Source organism: Rheinheimera metallidurans (genome assembly GCF_036983985.1).
GTDB classification, from domain to species: Bacteria; Pseudomonadota; Gammaproteobacteria; order Enterobacterales; family Alteromonadaceae; genus Alishewanella; species Alishewanella metallidurans.
The window spans coordinates 398,930-416,010 of sequence record NZ_JALAHQ010000002.1 but is presented as its reverse complement, the minus strand read 5'-3'; the positions used below and the strand labels follow the sequence as shown (position 1 = coordinate 416,010).

At 42.7% G+C, this 17,081-nt stretch carries 15 protein-coding genes; 8 read left to right on the top strand and 7 right to left on the bottom strand.

Features of this window, described 5'->3' with window-relative positions:
* Positions 1-28: 28 nt before the first annotated feature.
* From thrS to rplT, 4 genes are all read left to right on the top strand, one after another.
* Positions 29-1,939, top strand: a complete 1,911-nt coding sequence (gene thrS / locus MN199_RS07275; RefSeq protein WP_335738912.1) for a threonine--tRNA ligase — start codon at positions 29-31, stop codon at positions 1,937-1,939.
* Between the two features lie 13 nt (positions 1,940-1,952).
* Entirely contained in the window at positions 1,953-2,519 is a 567-nt protein-coding gene (infC, locus tag MN199_RS07270) for a translation initiation factor IF-3 (protein ID WP_472511586.1), read from the top strand.
* Positions 2,520-2,607: 88 nt separating this feature from the next.
* Positions 2,608-2,805 carry a 50S ribosomal protein L35 gene (gene rpmI / locus MN199_RS07265; protein WP_132583891.1) on the top strand — a complete coding sequence of 66 codons (198 nt, stop codon included), beginning with the start codon at positions 2,608-2,610 and terminating at the stop codon, positions 2,803-2,805.
* A 17-nt stretch (positions 2,806-2,822) separates the two neighbouring features.
* Positions 2,823-3,182 carry a 50S ribosomal protein L20 gene (gene rplT, locus MN199_RS07260; RefSeq protein ID WP_132583889.1) on the top strand — a complete coding sequence of 120 codons (360 nt, stop codon included), beginning with the start codon at positions 2,823-2,825 and terminating at the stop codon, positions 3,180-3,182.
* A 90-nt stretch (positions 3,183-3,272) separates the two neighbouring features.
* On the opposite strand, the gene MN199_RS07255 is transcribed toward rplT, so the two are convergent.
* The 3 genes from MN199_RS07255 to upp form a co-directional block, all read right to left on the bottom strand.
* Positions 3,273-4,388: an META domain-containing protein gene (locus MN199_RS07255; RefSeq protein ID WP_335738911.1), complete on the bottom strand. Its 1,116-nt coding sequence runs from the start codon at positions 4,386-4,388 to the stop codon at positions 3,273-3,275.
* A 64-nt stretch (positions 4,389-4,452) separates the two neighbouring features.
* Positions 4,453-5,337: an alpha/beta fold hydrolase gene (locus MN199_RS07250; RefSeq protein WP_335738910.1), complete on the bottom strand. Its 885-nt coding sequence runs from the start codon at positions 5,335-5,337 to the stop codon at positions 4,453-4,455.
* A gap of 15 nt (positions 5,338-5,352) precedes the next feature.
* Positions 5,353-5,979, bottom strand: coding sequence for a uracil phosphoribosyltransferase (upp, locus tag MN199_RS07245; RefSeq protein ID WP_132583883.1), 627 nt, complete (start codon positions 5,977-5,979; stop codon positions 5,353-5,355).
* Positions 5,980-6,098: 119 nt separating this feature from the next.
* Between upp and MN199_RS07240 the strand changes: the two genes are divergently transcribed.
* From MN199_RS07240 to MN199_RS07225, 4 genes are all read left to right on the top strand, one after another.
* Entirely contained in the window at positions 6,099-8,318 is a 2,220-nt protein-coding gene (locus MN199_RS07240) for a S9 family peptidase (RefSeq protein ID WP_335738909.1), read from the top strand.
* Between the two features lie 179 nt (positions 8,319-8,497).
* Positions 8,498-9,184, top strand: coding sequence for a TetR family transcriptional repressor PsrA (gene psrA, locus MN199_RS07235; protein ID WP_335738908.1), 687 nt, complete (start codon positions 8,498-8,500; stop codon positions 9,182-9,184).
* 1 nt (position 9,185) lies between these two features.
* Entirely contained in the window at positions 9,186-11,501 is a 2,316-nt protein-coding gene (locus tag MN199_RS07230; protein ID WP_335738907.1) for an acyl-CoA dehydrogenase, read from the top strand.
* 69 nt (positions 11,502-11,570) lie between these two features.
* Positions 11,571-12,071, top strand: coding sequence for a GNAT family N-acetyltransferase (locus MN199_RS07225; RefSeq protein WP_335738906.1), 501 nt, complete (start codon positions 11,571-11,573; stop codon positions 12,069-12,071).
* 38 nt (positions 12,072-12,109) lie between these two features.
* Here the strand turns inward: MN199_RS07225 and prsK are convergent, their stop codons facing one another.
* Genes prsK through MN199_RS07205 form a run of 4 tightly spaced genes read right to left on the bottom strand, consistent with a single transcriptional unit; the run spans position 12,110 to position 17,019 of the window.
* Positions 12,110-14,164, bottom strand: a complete 2,055-nt coding sequence (gene prsK / locus MN199_RS07220; protein WP_335738905.1) for an XrtA/PEP-CTERM system histidine kinase PrsK — start codon at positions 14,162-14,164, stop codon at positions 12,110-12,112.
* Positions 14,161-14,922 carry a S1 family peptidase gene (locus MN199_RS07215; protein WP_243695480.1) on the bottom strand — a complete coding sequence of 254 codons (762 nt, stop codon included), beginning with the start codon at positions 14,920-14,922 and terminating at the stop codon, positions 14,161-14,163. The genes prsK and MN199_RS07215 overlap by 4 nt, the downstream gene beginning before the upstream one ends.
* Positions 14,923-14,929: 7 nt before the next feature.
* Positions 14,930-15,937, bottom strand: a complete 1,008-nt coding sequence (locus MN199_RS07210; RefSeq protein ID WP_335738904.1) for a glycosyltransferase family 2 protein — start codon at positions 15,935-15,937, stop codon at positions 14,930-14,932.
* A 2-nt stretch (positions 15,938-15,939) separates the two neighbouring features.
* Positions 15,940-17,019, bottom strand: coding sequence for a glycosyltransferase family 4 protein (locus MN199_RS07205; protein ID WP_335738903.1), 1,080 nt, complete (start codon positions 17,017-17,019; stop codon positions 15,940-15,942).
* Positions 17,020-17,081 lie beyond the last annotated feature (62 nt).

Genomic DNA, 17,081 nt, shown 5'->3' with positions numbered 1-17,081 from the left:
TTTGGGCCACCACTGTATAAGGATTTTCATGCCAGTTATTACTTTGCCTGATGGCAGTCAGCGTTCATTCGAACATGCCGTTTCCGTATTAGATGTTGCCAAAGATATCGGCCCCGGTTTAGCTAAAGCGACCATTGCCGGTAAGATAAACGGCCAGTTAGTTGATGCCTGCGAAATGATCACCGGCGATGCAAGCTTAAGTATCGTTACGGCGAAAGACCAAGAAGGGTTAGAGATTATTCGCCACTCTTGCGCGCACTTATTAGGTCATGCCATTAAACAGCTTTGGCCACATGTAAAAATGGCGATAGGCCCGGTTATTGATAAAGGCTTTTACTACGACGTTGATTTAGACCGCCCAATTACGAGTGATGATTTAGCCGCGTTAGAAGAGCGCATGCAATTGCTGGCGAAAACCGAATATGACGTTATAAAGAAAAAAGTCAGCTGGCAAGAAGCCTTTGATACCTTTAAAGCCCGCGGCGAAAGCTACAAGATGGAAATCTTAGAGCAAAACGTCGCCAAAGATGATCAACCTGGCTTGTACCATCACGAAGAATACATTGATATGTGCCGCGGCCCACACGTGCCTAACATGCGGTTTTGCCAGCATTTTAAAATAATGAAGGTAGCTGGCGCATACTGGCGTGGCGATTCAAAAAACAAAATGTTACAGCGCGTATATGGCACAGCATGGGCTGATAAAAAACAATTAGCCGGTTATTTGCTGCAGTTAGAAGAAGCCGAAAAACGTGACCACCGTAAAATTGGTAAAGCGTTAAACCTATTTCACTGGCAAGAAGAAGCGCCAGGCATGGTATTTTGGCATAACGACGGCTGGACTATTTTTACTGAGTTAGAACGTTTTGTACGTGAAAAACTGCGTAGCTTTGATTACGACGAAGTAAAGGGCCCATTAATGATGGACCGCACGTTATGGGAAAAGTCAGGTCACTGGGATAAATTTGCCGATAGCATGTTTACCACTGAGTCGGAAAAGCGTGAATACGCTATTAAGCCGATGAACTGCCCAGGGCACGTACAAATTTTTAATCAGGGCTTAAAATCATACCGTGATTTACCGCTGCGTATGGCGGAGTTTGGCTGTTGCCACCGTAACGAACCTTCGGGCTCATTGCACGGTTTAATGCGCGTACGCGGCTTTACCCAAGATGATGCGCATATTTTTTGTACCGAAGAGCAAATAGCGGCAGAAGTTGGCGGCTGTATTGATATGGTTTATGAAACCTATAAAACCTTCGGTTTTGAAAATATCGTGGTGAAACTATCTACTCGCCCAGAGAAACGTGTTGGTTCGGACGAGATTTGGGATAAATCAGAAAAAGCTTTAGCCGAAGTATTGCAAGCAAAAGGTATTGAGTTTGAATACTTACACGGCGAAGGCGCGTTTTACGGCCCGAAAATTGAATTTACTTTGTACGATTGCTTAGAGCGTGCTTGGCAATGTGGTACAGTACAACTTGATTTCTCGATGCCTGCTCGACTAGGTGCTTCTTATATAGCCGAAAGTGGTGAGCGGCAAATTCCGGTAATGATCCACCGTGCTATTTTAGGTTCGCTAGAACGTTTTATCGGTATTTTAATTGAACAATATGCCGGTCAATTTCCAACGTGGTTAGCACCAAATCAGGTGGTGGTAATGAACATTACCGATAATCAGGCCGAATATGTACAAAATTTAGCAAAAACTTTCAAATCTCACGGTATTAGAGTAATAAGTGACTTGAGAAATGAGAAGATAGGCTTTAAAATTCGCGAGCACACGCTTAAGCGCATTCCTTACCTTGTTGTTGTAGGTGACAAAGAAATGGAAGCCGGTGATATAGCACTGAGAACGCGCAAAGGTGAAGACTTAGGTAAGATGTCAGTTGATGCCTTTATTGCTAAGGTAACAGCAGAAACAAAAGCTAGAGTTTAAACCGGTTAAGCAAATAATAATTTCGGAGGAACATACTATTAAAGTAGGAAAGAAAACATTACCGGCCAACCGTCCTAATCGGATAAATGAAGAGATTAATCTGCCTGAAGTGCGATTACTTGGTATGGAAGGTGAGCAGCTAGGTGTAGTAAGCATTGCCGAAGCCATTCGTTTGGCTGAAGAATGTGGCGGCGATTTAGTAGAAATTAGCCCAACGGCCGAACCACCAGTTTGTAAGTTGATGGACTACGGTAAGTTTCTGTTCGAAAAAGGTAAAGCTTTAAAAGAGCAAAAGAAGAAGCAAAAACAGATCCAGATTAAGGAAATAAAATTCCGGCCTGGAACTGATGAGGGCGATTACCAGGTAAAACTACGCAACCTGCGTCGCTTCATTGAAGAGGGTGACAAAGCTAAAGTAACGCTACGCTATCGTGGTCGTGAAATGGCGCATACTGAGATAGGCATTGAAATGCTAAGTCGAATTAAAGAAGACTTATCTGACATTGCTGTGTGCGAATCTTTCCCTTCACGGGTGGAAGGTCGCCAGATGATCATGATGCTGGCCCCAAATAAGAAGTAGTAAGCGCTTTAAAGTGTAACCTCATACTGTAAAGGTTGGGGTTAACGCATTACTACATGTTGTAACTTAACAATGCGAGTTTTTAACTATGCCAAAGATGAAAACCAATAAAGGTGCCGCGAAACGTTTCAAAAAAACGGGTTCAGGTGGCTTTAAACGTAAGCAATCACACCTTCGCCACATTTTGACGAAGAAGTCTTCTAAGCGTAAGCGTCAGTTAGGTCCAAAAACCTTAGTGGCAAAAGTTGACATCGCGGGTATCGCCCGTTGCATGCCATACGCATAATAAATTAGGAGTCTGACATGCCAAGAGTTAAACGTGGTGTTACGGCGCGCGCGCGCCATAAGAAGGTTTTAAAACAGGCTAAAGGTTACTACGGTGCCCGCAGTCGTGTTTATCGTGTTGCTTTTCAAGCTGTAATTAAAGCTGGCCAATATGCTTACCGTGACCGTCGTCAACGTAAGCGTCAGTTCCGTCAATTGTGGATTGCGCGTATTAACGCTGCATCACGCATGAACGGTTTATCATACAGTCGTTTTATTGATGGCTTAAGAAAAGCTTCAGTAGAAATCGATCGTAAGATTTTAGCGGACATCGCAGTATTCGACAAAGTGGCATTTACTGCTCTAGTTGAAAAAGCGAAACAAGCAATAGCGGCGTAATTTACGCAATGCTAAAAAGCCACCTTCGGGTGGCTTTTTTTATGCGCGCAATTAGCACCAACTGAAAGCAGGTGCTAATTAAACGACAGGTTAATTAATTGCCGGCTTAAATTGCAGGATTAATTTATTATTTTGAAATAATTGCAAGGTATCACCGTTTACTTCAACCCGGTCTGCTGATTGCAATGATTGGGTAAACTTATTTTCTAACTCACTGCTATCAGCGCAAAACTTACGTGTGCTTACTAGTTGTTCAACGTTAAGCTGGCTAGAACGCTGCTTGTAGTTAGCATTAAAATTATTACAGCCGGCGAAACCATATAAGCGGTCATTTTTTTCAAAAATAACCCGTATATTTAGTTGTTGTGGAATATAGCGGTTTGCTAGCTTTTCTGCCCGCCAAACAACGCCTTGTAATTTACCCGGTTGCACTTGATCCGGGCATACTGCACTTGGCCAAAACTGTTCGAATTTATCGATAAACAAGGTATTAGTTTGCTCATCTTGGCCGCGGCGGCCCACTAAAGTCGCAATAACGCTGTTACCATTAAGACGCTCGTCTTGTTGATATTGGCGCATTACCGGCAAGTGATGCTGGGTGTTCGCAACCGCTAAGGTTTCACCACTACTACAGCTAGTAAAGCTGGCTTCATTATTACTTAATGAATAAAGCCCAAGCATGGCTTGGCGAGTATCGAGTTTTCTAAACTCGGTTTCACGTTGTAGCTGGTAATTTTCGTTTGTTATAGCTTTACCGCTTAGATCCAGCATAGCTAACTGATGGTTAGATAAAAAATGAAACGCCGGTAAGGTTTGTTGTTGATTAACTAAATGCAGGCTGCGCTTTTCTAACAGCCAAATACCTCTAACAATACTGACTTGGTTACGATCAATGTATTCTTGACGCACCGCAAAGCGGCCATCGCGAAACAGGTTGAGGTGGTAGGTAATACCAGGACAGTCGGCGCAAGGCAAGGTGCCGCTAAAGGTCATATCGGTATCTACAAAAACATGTTCAAAATCAGTTGCTAATGATTCTGCAGTCGCATCATTTTCAATGATAATTTCCTCAGGCACATTTGATGTGGCTGCAGGGACAGTGCTCTTTACTGGAACATGTAAGGTGTCAACTTCTACTTTGCGTTCAGTTGGCAACTGGCTGCACGCGGATAGCAGCATGACGGTAACAAGGAAACGCTTTTTCATCTGAAGTCCCAGGTTAAAATTTTCGCTATTATAGCGGAATTTTGCTGTAGCTTTAACAGCTATTTCAGCGATGAATATACGTCTTTATCGCATGTTTTATCTGCTGTGCCGCACGTTCCGGCTGTTCTTGCATAAAGCAGTGGCCACCACTGACAACATCTACATTAACTGCGCTATTAAGCTTTTGCCATTTACTAAGAGATTTAGCAACAAAGTCATAGCTATTACTACCATAAATAACCTTAACCGGCGGGCAAGGCTTGGCTAATTGTTGCCAAAGTTTGTTTGGATAAGAAGAAAAGATATCGGCTTCGCGCTCGGGGCGGCATTTTAAACTTAAGCCTTGCTCACTGGGTTTTAAGGCATGATCAATATAAGCGGCTAGGGCGTCGGGGTGCCAATTGGCAAACATACCACGATTGGTAAAGTATTGCAGCGCACTATCGCGATCTGGCCAGTGTTGACGCCGGCGAAGTGCAGCCTTGGCCAGTGGGTTTTTGTCGTATAATTTAACGCCATTTAAGGTTTGCATAACGGTGAGCATGGTTGGTGTGAATATTACCGGATCGAGTAAAATAGCGCCTTGAAATGGGCTAGGTGCTGCGGTGTGAATTAGTGCTGTTAGTACGCCGCCAAAGCTATGGCCAACGGCATATACTTGATCTGTTTTATACCAGGAGCGATGAGCTATAAAGGCTTGAGCCGCAAGCTCGGCACTGGTGTTCCAACCAACAAAAACGCCGCCGTGATCGCTATCGCCGTGGCCTTGTGCGTCAGATAAAAACAGCTCAAAATCCTCGGCAAGTATTTGCAACATAGGCTGATACATGCGGCTACAAAAGCCATTACCGTGCAGCATATGTAGCAGGGGTTTCCCGCTATCTTCGGTGCGATAGCCACGTAAGGTAAAGCCATATGACGTGTCGTAAGACCATGGAACTAACTGCACGTTGTACTCCTTATATTATTTTGTGCCAAATAGTTTATCACCAGCATCACCCAGCCCAGGTAAAATATAGCCGTGTTCATTTAAGCCAAGATCTATTGCTCCAGCATATAGGTCGACGTCTGGGTGGGCGAGTTGTAATGCGGCAATGCCTTCAGGTGCGGCTACTAGTACTAAGGCTTTAATATGTTTGGCGCCCTGTTTTTTCAATAAGTCTAAGGTAGCAATCATTGAACCGCCGGTAGCCAACATTGGGTCGATTACGATAGCTAAGCGCTGGTCTAAATTAGCCGCGAGTTTTTGAAAATAAGGTACGGGTTGTAATGTGGTTTCATCGCGATATATGCCTACTACGCTAATACGCGCGCTAGGCAGTAACTCTAATACACCATCAAGCATACCTAAACCGGCGCGCAGTATAGGCACTATGGTTACTTTTTTACCTTGTATTTGCTCAATAGCTATAGAACCATTCCAGCTGTTAATGGTTACCGTTTCGGTAGCTAAATCTTGGGTGGCTTCGTAAGTGAGTAGGCTACCTAGTTCTGAGGCTAATTGACGAAATTGTTTAGTACTAATATCGGCAGCGCGCAGTAAGCCAATTTTGTGTTTTACCAGTGGGTGGGTAAGCTGATGTATTGCCATAGTTAAAATCCTCTGTTTAACGCAACTAAGCATATCGCAATCGGCTTTTACTTGCAGTTTGTTGTGAAGCGTTATAAAAACGTTGACGTTTAACTAGCAAGTAATAACAGGGATACAATATGCGAATTAAAATACCACGGTATTTACTGGTAGTGTGCTTATTAATGGGAGCAAGCGTAGTGGCAGAGGCCAAACAACTTGAATTAGAACGTCTATTTGCTGATCCTGCGTTAAGCGGCGCAACACCGCGTTCATTAACTATGGCACCTGACGGCAGCAGAGTAACGTACTTAAAGGGTAAAGCCACCGATGCGAATCGGCTAGATTTATGGGAATACCATATTAAAGAGGCTAAGCATCGTTTATTAGTTGATGCTGACAGCTTAGTAACGGGGGACGAAGTATTATCTGACGAAGAAAAAGCTCGCCGTGAACGCATGCGCTTATTTGCTTCGGGTATTATTAGTTATAGCTGGGCAAAAAATAGTGATGCATTGTTATTTCCGTTAAACGGCGATTTATATTATTACCAACTAAAAGGTAAAAAAGCGAAAAAACTGACCAATACTGCCGAGTTTGAAACTGATGCTACTATCTCACCCAGTGGACGTTCAGTCGCCTTTATTCGTAAGCAAAACCTATTTGTTTTAGATATTGCCAGCGGTAAAGAAACCCAGTTAACCACGGACGGTGCCGGCGTAATTAAAAACGGCATGGCAGAGTTCGTTGCCCAAGAAGAAATGGGCCGTATGACCGGCTATTGGTGGGCCCCAGATGATAGTAAAATTGCCTTTATTCGTTCTGATGAAAGCCAAGTAGCTGAAGTAGTGCGTAATGAAATTTACGCCGATGAAATAAAGCTATTTAACCAGCGTTATCCGTATACCGGTAGCGCCAATGCCAAAGTAGAATTGGGTGTAGTAAGTTTAGCTGATGGCAATGTTACGTGGTTGCCGCACGGTGATAATAACGACATTTACATACCGCGCGTAGATTGGACTAAAAACTCGCGCTATTTAAGCTATCAGTGGCAAAGCCGCAACCAACAGCAGTTAGAATTACGTTTAGTTGATTTAAGTAATAACCAACAAAAAGTACTGCTCACCGAAACCAGTAATACCTGGTTGAATTTGCATGATGATCTGCATTTTTTAAAAAATGAAGCAGGCTTTATTTGGGCGTCTGAACGTGATGGCTATAAGCATCTGTATTATTTCGATTTTAACGGAAAGTTGCAGCGCCAATTAACCTCAGGTAACTGGGTAGTTGATGAGCTTGATGCGGTAAATGAACAGCAAGGTATGCTGTATTTTACTGGCCGTAAAGATACGCCGCTAGAGCGCCATTTGTATAAAGTTAGCTTAAACGGTGGGGATATTACGCGCTTAAGTGAAACCGGCTTTGATCACGCTTTGGTGATGGCAAAAGATGGTAGCAGTTTTATAGATAGCTTTTCTAATGTTACTACACCGAATAAAGTGGCGCTGCGTGCACTTAATGGCAAAGTATTAACTTGGCTTGAGCAAAACACCTTAGATAAAAACCACGCACTAACGCCGTATCATAGCGAATTAAACGCACCACGGTTTGGTACCTTGCAAGCTGAAGATGGCCAACTAATGCATTACCGGATGTTTGAACCGACAAACATTGAAGCCGGTAAACACTATCCGGTTATTGTTAGTGTCTATGGTGGCCCACACGCCCAGCGCGTTACCAACAGTTGGAGTCCACGCGATTTGTATTTGCACCACTTAGTGCAGCAAGGTTATATGGTATTTCAGCTAGACAACCGTGGGTCTTATAATCGCGGTAAAGCCTTTGAAGATCCTATTTATAAGAAATTGGGCATTGTTGAAATAGCCGACCAAATAAAAGGCGTAGAATATTTGCGTAGCTTGCCTTATGTCGATGCTAAACATATTGGTATTTATGGCCACAGCTACGGCGGCTATATGACCATAATGGCCATGTTTAAAGCCGGCGATTACTTTACTGCTGGTGTATCTGGTGCGCCAGTAACGGATTGGGCACTGTATGACACGCACTATACTGAACGTTATCTTGGACACCCAGCAGACAATGCTCAAGGTTATATTGATAGCGCAGTATTTCCTTATGCTGATGGTTTAAAAGGTAATTTATTGATTTATCACGGCATGGCAGATGACAACGTGTTATTCACCCACAGCACGAAGTTGTATAAGCAGCTGCAAGATAAAGGCTTATTGTTTGATATGATTGATTACCCAGGCAGCAAACACTCAATGTTTGGCCAGCCGGTGCAAACGCATTTACATAAAAGTATTACGCGGTTTTTTGACCAACATTTAAAATAACTACAATGAACTAACTGAAAAGGGTTATAGCAAATATGCTGTAACCCTTTTTTATTGCGAGTAAGTCAGCTAAAGCAACACTAAATTCGTTCAGGTACGACCAGATTGCTGTTTGCTACTTGACAGTGTTTTAATTCAAACGTACATTTCAAACAGGTGTTTAAATTGATGGTTTGAATATGGCAAGTAAACACAGTACCCAACATAAAATTCTTGATGCGGCGCAAAATTTATTTGCCGAAACCGGCTTTAATGACACATCGCTGCGGCAAATTACTAGCTTGGCCGAAGTGAATTTAGCATCGGTTAATTACCATTTCGGTTCAAAAAAAGAGCTGATCCAAGCGGTGTTGCAACGCTATTTATTAGTGTTAATGCCAAGGTTAGATCAAGAATTTACCCGTTTGCTGGCAACACGTCAGCCCAATAGTTTAGCTCAGGTGTTATCAGTATTTGTTAAACCGTTACTCGAGTTAAATAAGGTGCATCAAAATGGTACTCGTATATTTTTGCAGCTATTAGGCAGAGGGTATACCGATGTACAAGGACATTTGCGTTGGTTTTTCAACCAAAACTATGGCCGAGTGTTAGATAAGCTAGTACAGCTAGTACAACAAGCTTGCCCAGATTTACCGGCCAGTGAACTGTTCTGGCGCTTACATTTTTCACTGGGTACTGTGGTGTTTACCATGGCATCTAACGAAGCATTAGCCGAAATTGCTGAAGCTGATTTTAATGAAAAAGTAGATATTGAAGGCGTAATTTTACGCTTGTTACCGTATTTGTCTGCAGCGATAGCTGCACCTGTACCCCAAGTTGCTCATATCAGTCAAACCGCGCCTATGTTGGCGAGTGAAGGAAGGTAATATGTTAGTGCTATTAATCTTAGTCGTTGCCCTTGCGATAATTTTTGGTGTGGCGGATATTCGCCGCAGTTTAATTACTAAACCTATTTTTGCGGTATTTAAAAAAATACTGCCGCCGCTATCTGATACCGAGCGTGAAGCAATGGAAGCTGGGGATGTGTGGTGGGATGGTGATTTATTTCAGGGCAAGCCAGACTGGCATAAGTTGCATAGCTTCCCTAAGGCAGAGCTAAACTCTGCTGAGCAAGCGTTTATGAATAACCAAGTAGAAACGCTGTTGAAGATGCTTGATGATTATAAAATTGTACAAGAGCAGCGCGATTTACCCAAAGAGGTATGGGATTTTATCAAACGCGAAGGCTTTTTTGCGATGATTATTCCTAAAGCCTATGGCGGTAGAGAGTTTTCGGCTATTGCCAACTCAACCATAGTGTCACGTATTGCCACGCGTAGCTTAACTGCCGCGGTTACTATAATGGTGCCGAACTCGTTAGGCCCTGGTGAGCTATTAATGCACTATGGTACGCAAGCACAAAAAGATCAGTGGTTACCCACTTTAGCTAATGGTACTGACGTACCGTGTTTTGCGCTAACGGGCCCTGAAGCTGGTTCTGATGCTGGCAGTATTCCCGACACGGGTGTGGTATGCAATGGTATACATGACGGCAAAGAAGTGCTGGGTATTCGGCTTAACTGGGATAAGCGTTATATCACCTTAGCCCCTGTGGCTACGGTACTTGGTTTAGCCTTTAAACTATACGATCCTGAGCATTTGTTAGGTGACAAAGACGAATTAGGCATTACCTGTGCGCTGATCCCAACGAGCCATGAGGGTGTTGAAATTGGTGATCGGCATTTCCCAATGAATATGGCATTTATGAACGGCACGACCTACGGTAAAGACGTATTTATTCCGCTAGATTGGATTATTGGTGGGCCAGAGTATGCCGGACGTGGCTGGCGTATGCTGGTAGAGTGTTTATCTGCTGGGCGCGGCATTAGTTTGCCGGCATTGGCCACTGCAACCGGCCATATCGCCACGCGTATGACAGGTGCTTACGGTTATGTGCGACAGCAATTTGGTATGTCAATTGGCAAGTTTGAAGGTGTGCAAGAGGCTTTAGCTCGTATTGGTGGTTTAACCTACGGCCTAGAAGCAATGCGAGTAATGACCGCAGGTGCTATTGATATGAAACTTAGCCCAAGCGTAGTAACCGCTATTGCCAAATACCATATGACAGAAATGTCGCGCACGTTAATGAATGATGCCTTTGATATTCATGCCGGTAAAGCTATTCAATGCGGGCCGAAAAATTACCTAGCGCATGGTTATATGGGTATTCCTATTTCAATTACGGTAGAAGGCGCCAATATTTTAACCCGTAACCTGATGATTTTTGGTCAGGGAGCAACGCGGTGTCATCCTTACGTATTGGCTGAACTGGAAGCAGCGGCTAATCCTGATGCTGAGCAAGGCTTAAAGCAGTTTGATAGTTTATTACTAAAGCATATTGGTTTTGCGTTGAGTAATACCTTTGGTGCCTTATGGCAGGGGTTAACCGTAGGCGCATTTAACTCTGCACCAGTATCAGGTGAAACAGCAAAATACTATAAACAGTTAAGCCGAATGAGCCGTGCATTGGCGTTAAGTGCAGACTTTTCAATGCTAATTTTGGGCGGAGAATTAAAACGTCGAGAGATGTTGTCAGCACGCTTGGCCGATGTATTAAGCCAGCTGTATATTGCCTCAGCGGTATTGAAGTTTTATGAAGATAATGGCCGTCAGCAAGGTGATTTACCGTTTGTTCATTACAACTTGCAGCGCGCCTTATTTGAAATAGGCCGTGCATTTGATGGCTTCTTTGTCAACTTCCCTAATCGGGTTGTAGCCAGATTGTTACGTACCTTAATCTTCCCATTTGGTATAGGCTATAAAATGCCAAACGATACTATCGCTGTGCAAATTTGCGAAGCGCTATCAAAACCTGGCGTGGTGCGCGATCGTATTACTCACTTGTGTTATATCGGCGAAGATGAGCAAGACCCAACTGGTTTAATGGAAAATGCGTTTATTGCTATGTATGCTGCTCAGCCATTAATGAAGAAAATTTACCAAGCGCAGCGCGCTGGCACCTTGCCACGCAAGCAGCCTTTGTTGCAAACCATCGAGCAAGCTTTAGCTGCTGAGGTTATTAACGTCGCAGAAGCAGAGCAATTAACCAAAATGAATAAACTACGTTTTAACGCGATTAGTGTTGATAGCTTTAAAGCCGGTACATTAGAAGCTATGGGTATAACATCAGCTGAAGTAGTTTAAATAAACTGCTTTTGTTAAACGCCGGCTGGGTTAAATACACCGCCGGCGTGTTTATTTTAAGGAAACCTTATGTCACATAATATTAAAATACGCTTAGCTGAGCTTAAGGATATACCAAAAATATTGGCTTTTATTCAGGGTTTAGCTGAGTATGAAAAACTAACCGATCAGGTGATTGCAACCGAAGAAACCCTAACTAATACGCTGTTTGGTGAAAAACGCTTTGCAGAAGTACTGATTGCAGAATATCAGCAGCAAGCTGCAGGTTTTGCTCTGTTTTTTCATAACTACTCAACCTTTTTAGCAAAACCGGGTATTTACCTAGAGGATTTATTTGTTGCCCCAGAATACCGTGGTAAAGGTTTAGGTAAAGCGTTACTCAGTTATCTGGCAAAGTTAGCAGTAGAGCGGGGCTGCGGTAGGTTAGAGTGGTCAGTGCTTGATTGGAACCAAAGCGCTATTGATTTTTATCAGGCACAAGGCGCGGTAATGCTAGATGATTGGCGCATTAATCGGCTTACAGGCGAACAATTAAAAAGCCTAGCTAAACAAAGTATATCGGGTAGCTAAAATGAATTAACGCCGCCTGTTTTATAACACTGGCAGCGCTAATTGCTTGACGTAGCTATAGGTAGTTTTAATATAAAACAACTACCTGCTCCTTCAATACTAGTAACAATAAGCTGCCCCTGATGCTGTTGGGCAAACTGCAGTGCATCATAAGCACCTATACCCATTCCAGAGTTACCCTTAGTGGTGTCAAAGGGTTTAAATAGCCGTTGGCGAATAAACCTTTCACTCATACCGCAACCGGTGTCAGCGATACTAATACATAGCATTGGGCATAACGTATCGTCGGTTACATCTACCGTGATAGATACTGAGCCGCTGTCGGGCGTTGCATGTTGCGCGTTGTCAATTAGATGATAAAGCACACTACTAAAGCGTTCTTTATCTAGCGACAAGATGCCGTTTTGTTTAATTTGTAATGTGGGTACTGGCGCCTTTACTGCACATTTTAGCGTAATAACCTGCTCTAGCTCATCAGCTGCAGAAAACCGACTGCTAGTGTTGGTGTCTGTACGTTTATCCGTTAATTGTAATAGCATATTACCAAGCCGTTGTTGCATCGCTGCCAGCGTGTCAAAACTATCGGCAATAAACTCAGGGTTTTGCATATGCTTTTTACTATTATTTAGCAGTAAATCTAATTGCGCTTTTACATTTTTTAAATCGTGTACCACAAACGCTGACATTCTACTAAAAGCCGCAAATTGCGCATTTTCACTTAACGCTTTACTCGCCTGAGTTAGTAGCAAATGGCTACCTATTTGCTCAGTGATAATGGTGAGGTAATCTCTTAGTTCCCAGTTAAGCTTTAAGCGCTCAGAATTAGGAGTATTAATAATACACAAGCCCCATAACTGCTGCTCGTCATAAATGGGGATAATAAGATGGCCATCGATTAGCTTATTAGCTTTAAATTGCACGAAGCTATCATTGGTATCCGACAAGTCAGTGATCCAACCAGGTCGAATATAACTTAGGCAGTATTGGGTTAGTAAACTCAGTTCGTCTGGGTTAACCGCTTCTCGGTGAATATAGGCAAGAGGTTGTAATTGCTCTGGCGTAAACACCCTAACTAATGCACCACGTTGATAGCCGGTAGCACTAAGCCATGCTGTCAAATATGATTTATAATCAATATCTTGTTGTAGTTTTATTGATTTTAAATATTGAGTAAGGTTTAGCCATTTGCTGCGGTAATCAAACTTATTAGCGTAGAAGTTTTTTTCAATATACACCTTAAATTTACGGCGTATTTTACCTGATAGCGCAACTACACCAAGCAGCAAAAAACCGGCCGCAACAAATACCGCCTGTATTAAACCACTCCAACTAAGATCAAATAACTTGATCGAAAAACCAGCTAAAGCGAGCGCACTAAGATAAATACCGGCCAGTAAAACGATGGTGCTGTTGACAACAATCTCTCTGGACACATAAACGTTAATTTCCCAGGAACGAATACGGCGAATAGCGATAACTAATAACGGTAATACCAATACGGCGATATAGCCGCGAGCGGCCCAAAGTTCTGGATCAATACGGCTAAATAGGGCGGCCTCAGCCAGCAGAATAAAGTCGTACAGTATTAGTGAACCCAGCCCAAGTACGAGTGGTTTAAACTGCCAGACAAAGCGACCAGCTTGGCGATACAGTGCCTCAAGCAATGCTAGTTGGCCGATACAAAGCAATAAATTAATACTAAACGTAACGCTGCTATCGAGCGAAATAAAAATGTTTACGCCAACCCAAATGAATATGCCAAGTAGCATTAATTTCACCGGAGTTTGGCTTAAAAATGGCCGCCAATGCTTATTGCTGTTGCTTAGACAAGAAAACAGCAATAACAGCAACACAGCATGACGTACCGATTCAATAACAACCGAGTTAGCACTAATAAAAGGTTGATTGCTAAAAAATAAGTAAAATGCCGCCCAAACAACTTGAGCCGTGGCAAAAGTAAGTAATAAGCTCTTAGTTCTATTTGCTGCCTTGTCAGTTAATAACAACAAAAATAAAAACAAGTAACAGCATATGGCTAAACCAAAGCCGATAGCGCTTATATTTAATACCAAATCAACGCTATTTTCGTTCAAGATTTATTACTGCTCTCTAATAATATTTGTAAATAATTAACCGGAATTGCATAGGTAATACCGCTAGGGTTAGACAGCACCGCTTCCTTAGTCGATTTAACATGCACTCGATTGATAATAGCTATCACTTTGCCATCGTCTAGCGAAAACAAAGGGCTACCGCTATTACCCGGATAAGCCGTAGCATCAAGTTGGTATACTAAATAGGGCTCTTTTAATGCTCGTATGGTTCGTGTTTGTAATTCTTTGGAATTTTGAGCTGGAATAACAACCGGTGTATGGGCAGCAATAATACCTTGATGCGTTGCTGGATAAAGCCCAAGTATTGACGTTATAGGATAACCGGTGAAGCTAATAGTGCTGCCTTCAGCTAGCATTGCGCCTTGTGCTAAACGTAACGCTGGTAAAGCTTTTTCAATAGAAAGTAGGGCGATATCGTGGGCTATGTCTTCGCTAGTTTGTAATACCGGATGTACTTCAATTTTTTCACCTTGGCCTGATAACACAACATATTGTTCTAGCTTAGTGGTGTCGGCGCGCTTGGCAACAACATGGAAATTAGTAGCGACCTGCTTGCCGTTACCCACCACAAAACCCGTACCGAGTAGTTGAATACGCGGTGATGCCGTAGGGTTCATCAAACCTATCGCAACAATAGAGGGTTTAATGTTTTTTATATGCTCGGGTAAATTAACGGCCATAACCGAATGGCCTACTACTAGCGCGTACAGCGTTAAAGCATAACTAAATAATCGCATAGGTTTATTAACTCTGTACTTGACGGTTAAATTGCTCAATTGCAGCAGGGCGCGCCGTTGCATCGGGGTTTGATAGTGGGTTCCAAACCGGCTTGAATAGTGTTTTAACTTTAGCGACTAATCTTACCACTTTGTTACTTAACGAAATGGGTATGTGTAACCAACGGCAAAGTAAAAATACTTTACGACGAAACACCCAATGATACATCGCTTGTTCCGCATAAAAGTTGTAGTGCCAACGCTGCTCGAAAAGCCGTGATGAGTTATAAGTTAATGATGAGTTCCAACGGAAAAAGAAAAAACGAATATCGAACCAACTCATGCGGGTACCTAAGTTATCAAAAATAATAACCGATTTGGGTTGGCTTAATATTTTATAACCTAGCTGACGTAGTTGAATACCAATATCGATATGCTCACGAATAACCATTGAGGGGAGTTCTATTTGTTGCAGGGCTTTAGTTAGAAATAACACGCCGTGTAATTCAAACATATCGCTTGGTGCAACTTGCTGGGGAATATCATTAGGCAAGGCACGTCGATAAGACTTATGCTCAATGATATAGTCTTTACCATTTACATCAACTAGTTGCACTGCGTTAGTGTATAAATGATTGCGCAGTAATGCACCTTCATCAACGCCTTCTTTCTCTAACGTTAATGGGTTAACAACCGCTGCACCTGTTGATTCTGCTGTGTCGATAAGAGGCTCTAACCAATTGGGTGTAACATTAGAGTCATTATCTAACAGCATGGTATAAGGTGTGGTTATACTGTCGCGTACCTGATTAAGCGCGTCCATAGGAATAATCAAACCTAATTCTATTACTTCTGCGTTAGATTTATTGCGAAGAAGTGAATAGAGCTGGCTTTTAAGGTGTGTAGGGTAATCAAGATCTAATACCTTTAAAACAAAGGGTTCAGGTGTGCACAGATAAAGATTTTCAATACATTCGATAATACCCGAGTAGCGGTCACGAGGGCTTATTACTACAGTAACACGGGCTTGCAACATGATTAAGATCCTTCTTTTTGCAAAAGTTGATTAAAAATAGCCTGATAGCTGTCAGTCATTGCCCGAATAGAGAATATTTGCTGTACACGAATATAGCCGGCGTCAGCCATATTCTGACATAACTGTTCATTATCGAGTAGCCTAGTTAAATTATCAGCTAGTTGCTGTGGCGATGCTGGTTGCACTAACAACCCCGTTTCGCCGTGCTGTATAATTTCTTTAATTCCACCAACATGGGTAGCAACGACAGGTTTTCGCCTAGCACCAGCTTCAATAAATACTAAACCAAAAGCTTCTTCGTGAGAGGGTTGAACAAAAATATCACAGGCGTCAAGCCACTGCGCGCTATCGGTTATTTGGCCAAGAAACGTCACCTGCTTTTCTAGGTTCAGCCGAGCGCTAAGCTCTATTAATTTAACACGTTCTTGCTCACTACCTGTGCCTGCTATATAAAGAAAAACATTCGACCGATTTAGTAATGCAAGCGCACGTAACGTATCTTGATGCCCTTTAATTTCGCCTAAATGACCAATGCTAAGTAATATTTTACCTTCGTCAGCTATATTGAGCTCAGCTCTGGCTTGCGCTTTGTTGCGAGGTGGAATAGATAGAAAAGCAGTACCACCATAAACGACACTACACCGATTCTCTGGTAACCCCATAGTGTTAGTCAGGCGCTTTAAGCGGTCTTCAGAGACGGCAATTGAGTGTGATAGTGCAAAGTTGATAAAGCTATTACAAAGGGACGGGTTGTAACATTCAAGCCTAGAGCGATGAAATGTACCTACTGCAGGTATTCGGCACAGTTTTGCCGCTAATCCCGCATATAATTGGCTAGATTCGCAGTGTGCATGGACTATGTCGATGTTATATTTACGAATTAATTTAACCAGTTGCCAAATTAACGCAACGCTTTTACCTTTGCCTCTTTTAAGATACACATTTTCTGTGGCAGACGGGTGTGTTTCAAATGGGCTAAAACAAACAGCAATAACCTGGTAGCCTGACTGACTAAGCGCATTCACGGTATCGTAAAACCTTACCGTGCGACCACCTTTCCCCAAACTCTGTACAACTTCCATAATGCGCAAATCGCCGCGACTTCTCACCTTATACTCTCCCTAGCATAGTGATGAATGTAAAT

What these genes read in the sequence shown, in the direction of transcription:
- thrS (WP_335738912.1), top strand. Translation starts at nt 29, where the DNA reads ATGCCAGTTATTACTTTGCCTGATGGCAGTCAGCGTTCATTCGAACAT.
- rpmI (WP_132583891.1), top strand. Translation starts at nt 2,608, where the DNA reads ATGCCAAAGATGAAAACCAATAAAGGTGCCGCGAAACGTTTCAAAAAA.
- rplT (WP_132583889.1), top strand. Translation starts at nt 2,823, where the DNA reads ATGCCAAGAGTTAAACGTGGTGTTACGGCGCGCGCGCGCCATAAGAAG.
- MN199_RS07255 (WP_335738911.1), bottom strand. Translation starts at nt 4,388, where the DNA reads ATGAAAAAGCGTTTCCTTGTTACCGTCATGCTGCTATCCGCGTGCAGC.
- upp (WP_132583883.1), bottom strand. Translation starts at nt 5,979, where the DNA reads ATGGCAATACATCAGCTTACCCACCCACTGGTAAAACACAAAATTGGC.
- MN199_RS07240 (WP_335738909.1), top strand. Translation starts at nt 6,099, where the DNA reads ATGCGAATTAAAATACCACGGTATTTACTGGTAGTGTGCTTATTAATG.
- psrA (WP_335738908.1), top strand. Translation starts at nt 8,498, where the DNA reads ATGGCAAGTAAACACAGTACCCAACATAAAATTCTTGATGCGGCGCAA.
- MN199_RS07230 (WP_335738907.1), top strand. Translation starts at nt 9,186, where the DNA reads ATGTTAGTGCTATTAATCTTAGTCGTTGCCCTTGCGATAATTTTTGGT.
- MN199_RS07225 (WP_335738906.1), top strand. Translation starts at nt 11,571, where the DNA reads ATGTCACATAATATTAAAATACGCTTAGCTGAGCTTAAGGATATACCA.
- MN199_RS07215 (WP_243695480.1), bottom strand. Translation starts at nt 14,922, where the DNA reads ATGCGATTATTTAGTTATGCTTTAACGCTGTACGCGCTAGTAGTAGGC.
- MN199_RS07210 (WP_335738904.1), bottom strand. Translation starts at nt 15,937, where the DNA reads ATGTTGCAAGCCCGTGTTACTGTAGTAATAAGCCCTCGTGACCGCTAC.
- MN199_RS07205 (WP_335738903.1), bottom strand. Translation starts at nt 17,019, where the DNA reads ATGGAAGTTGTACAGAGTTTGGGGAAAGGTGGTCGCACGGTAAGGTTT.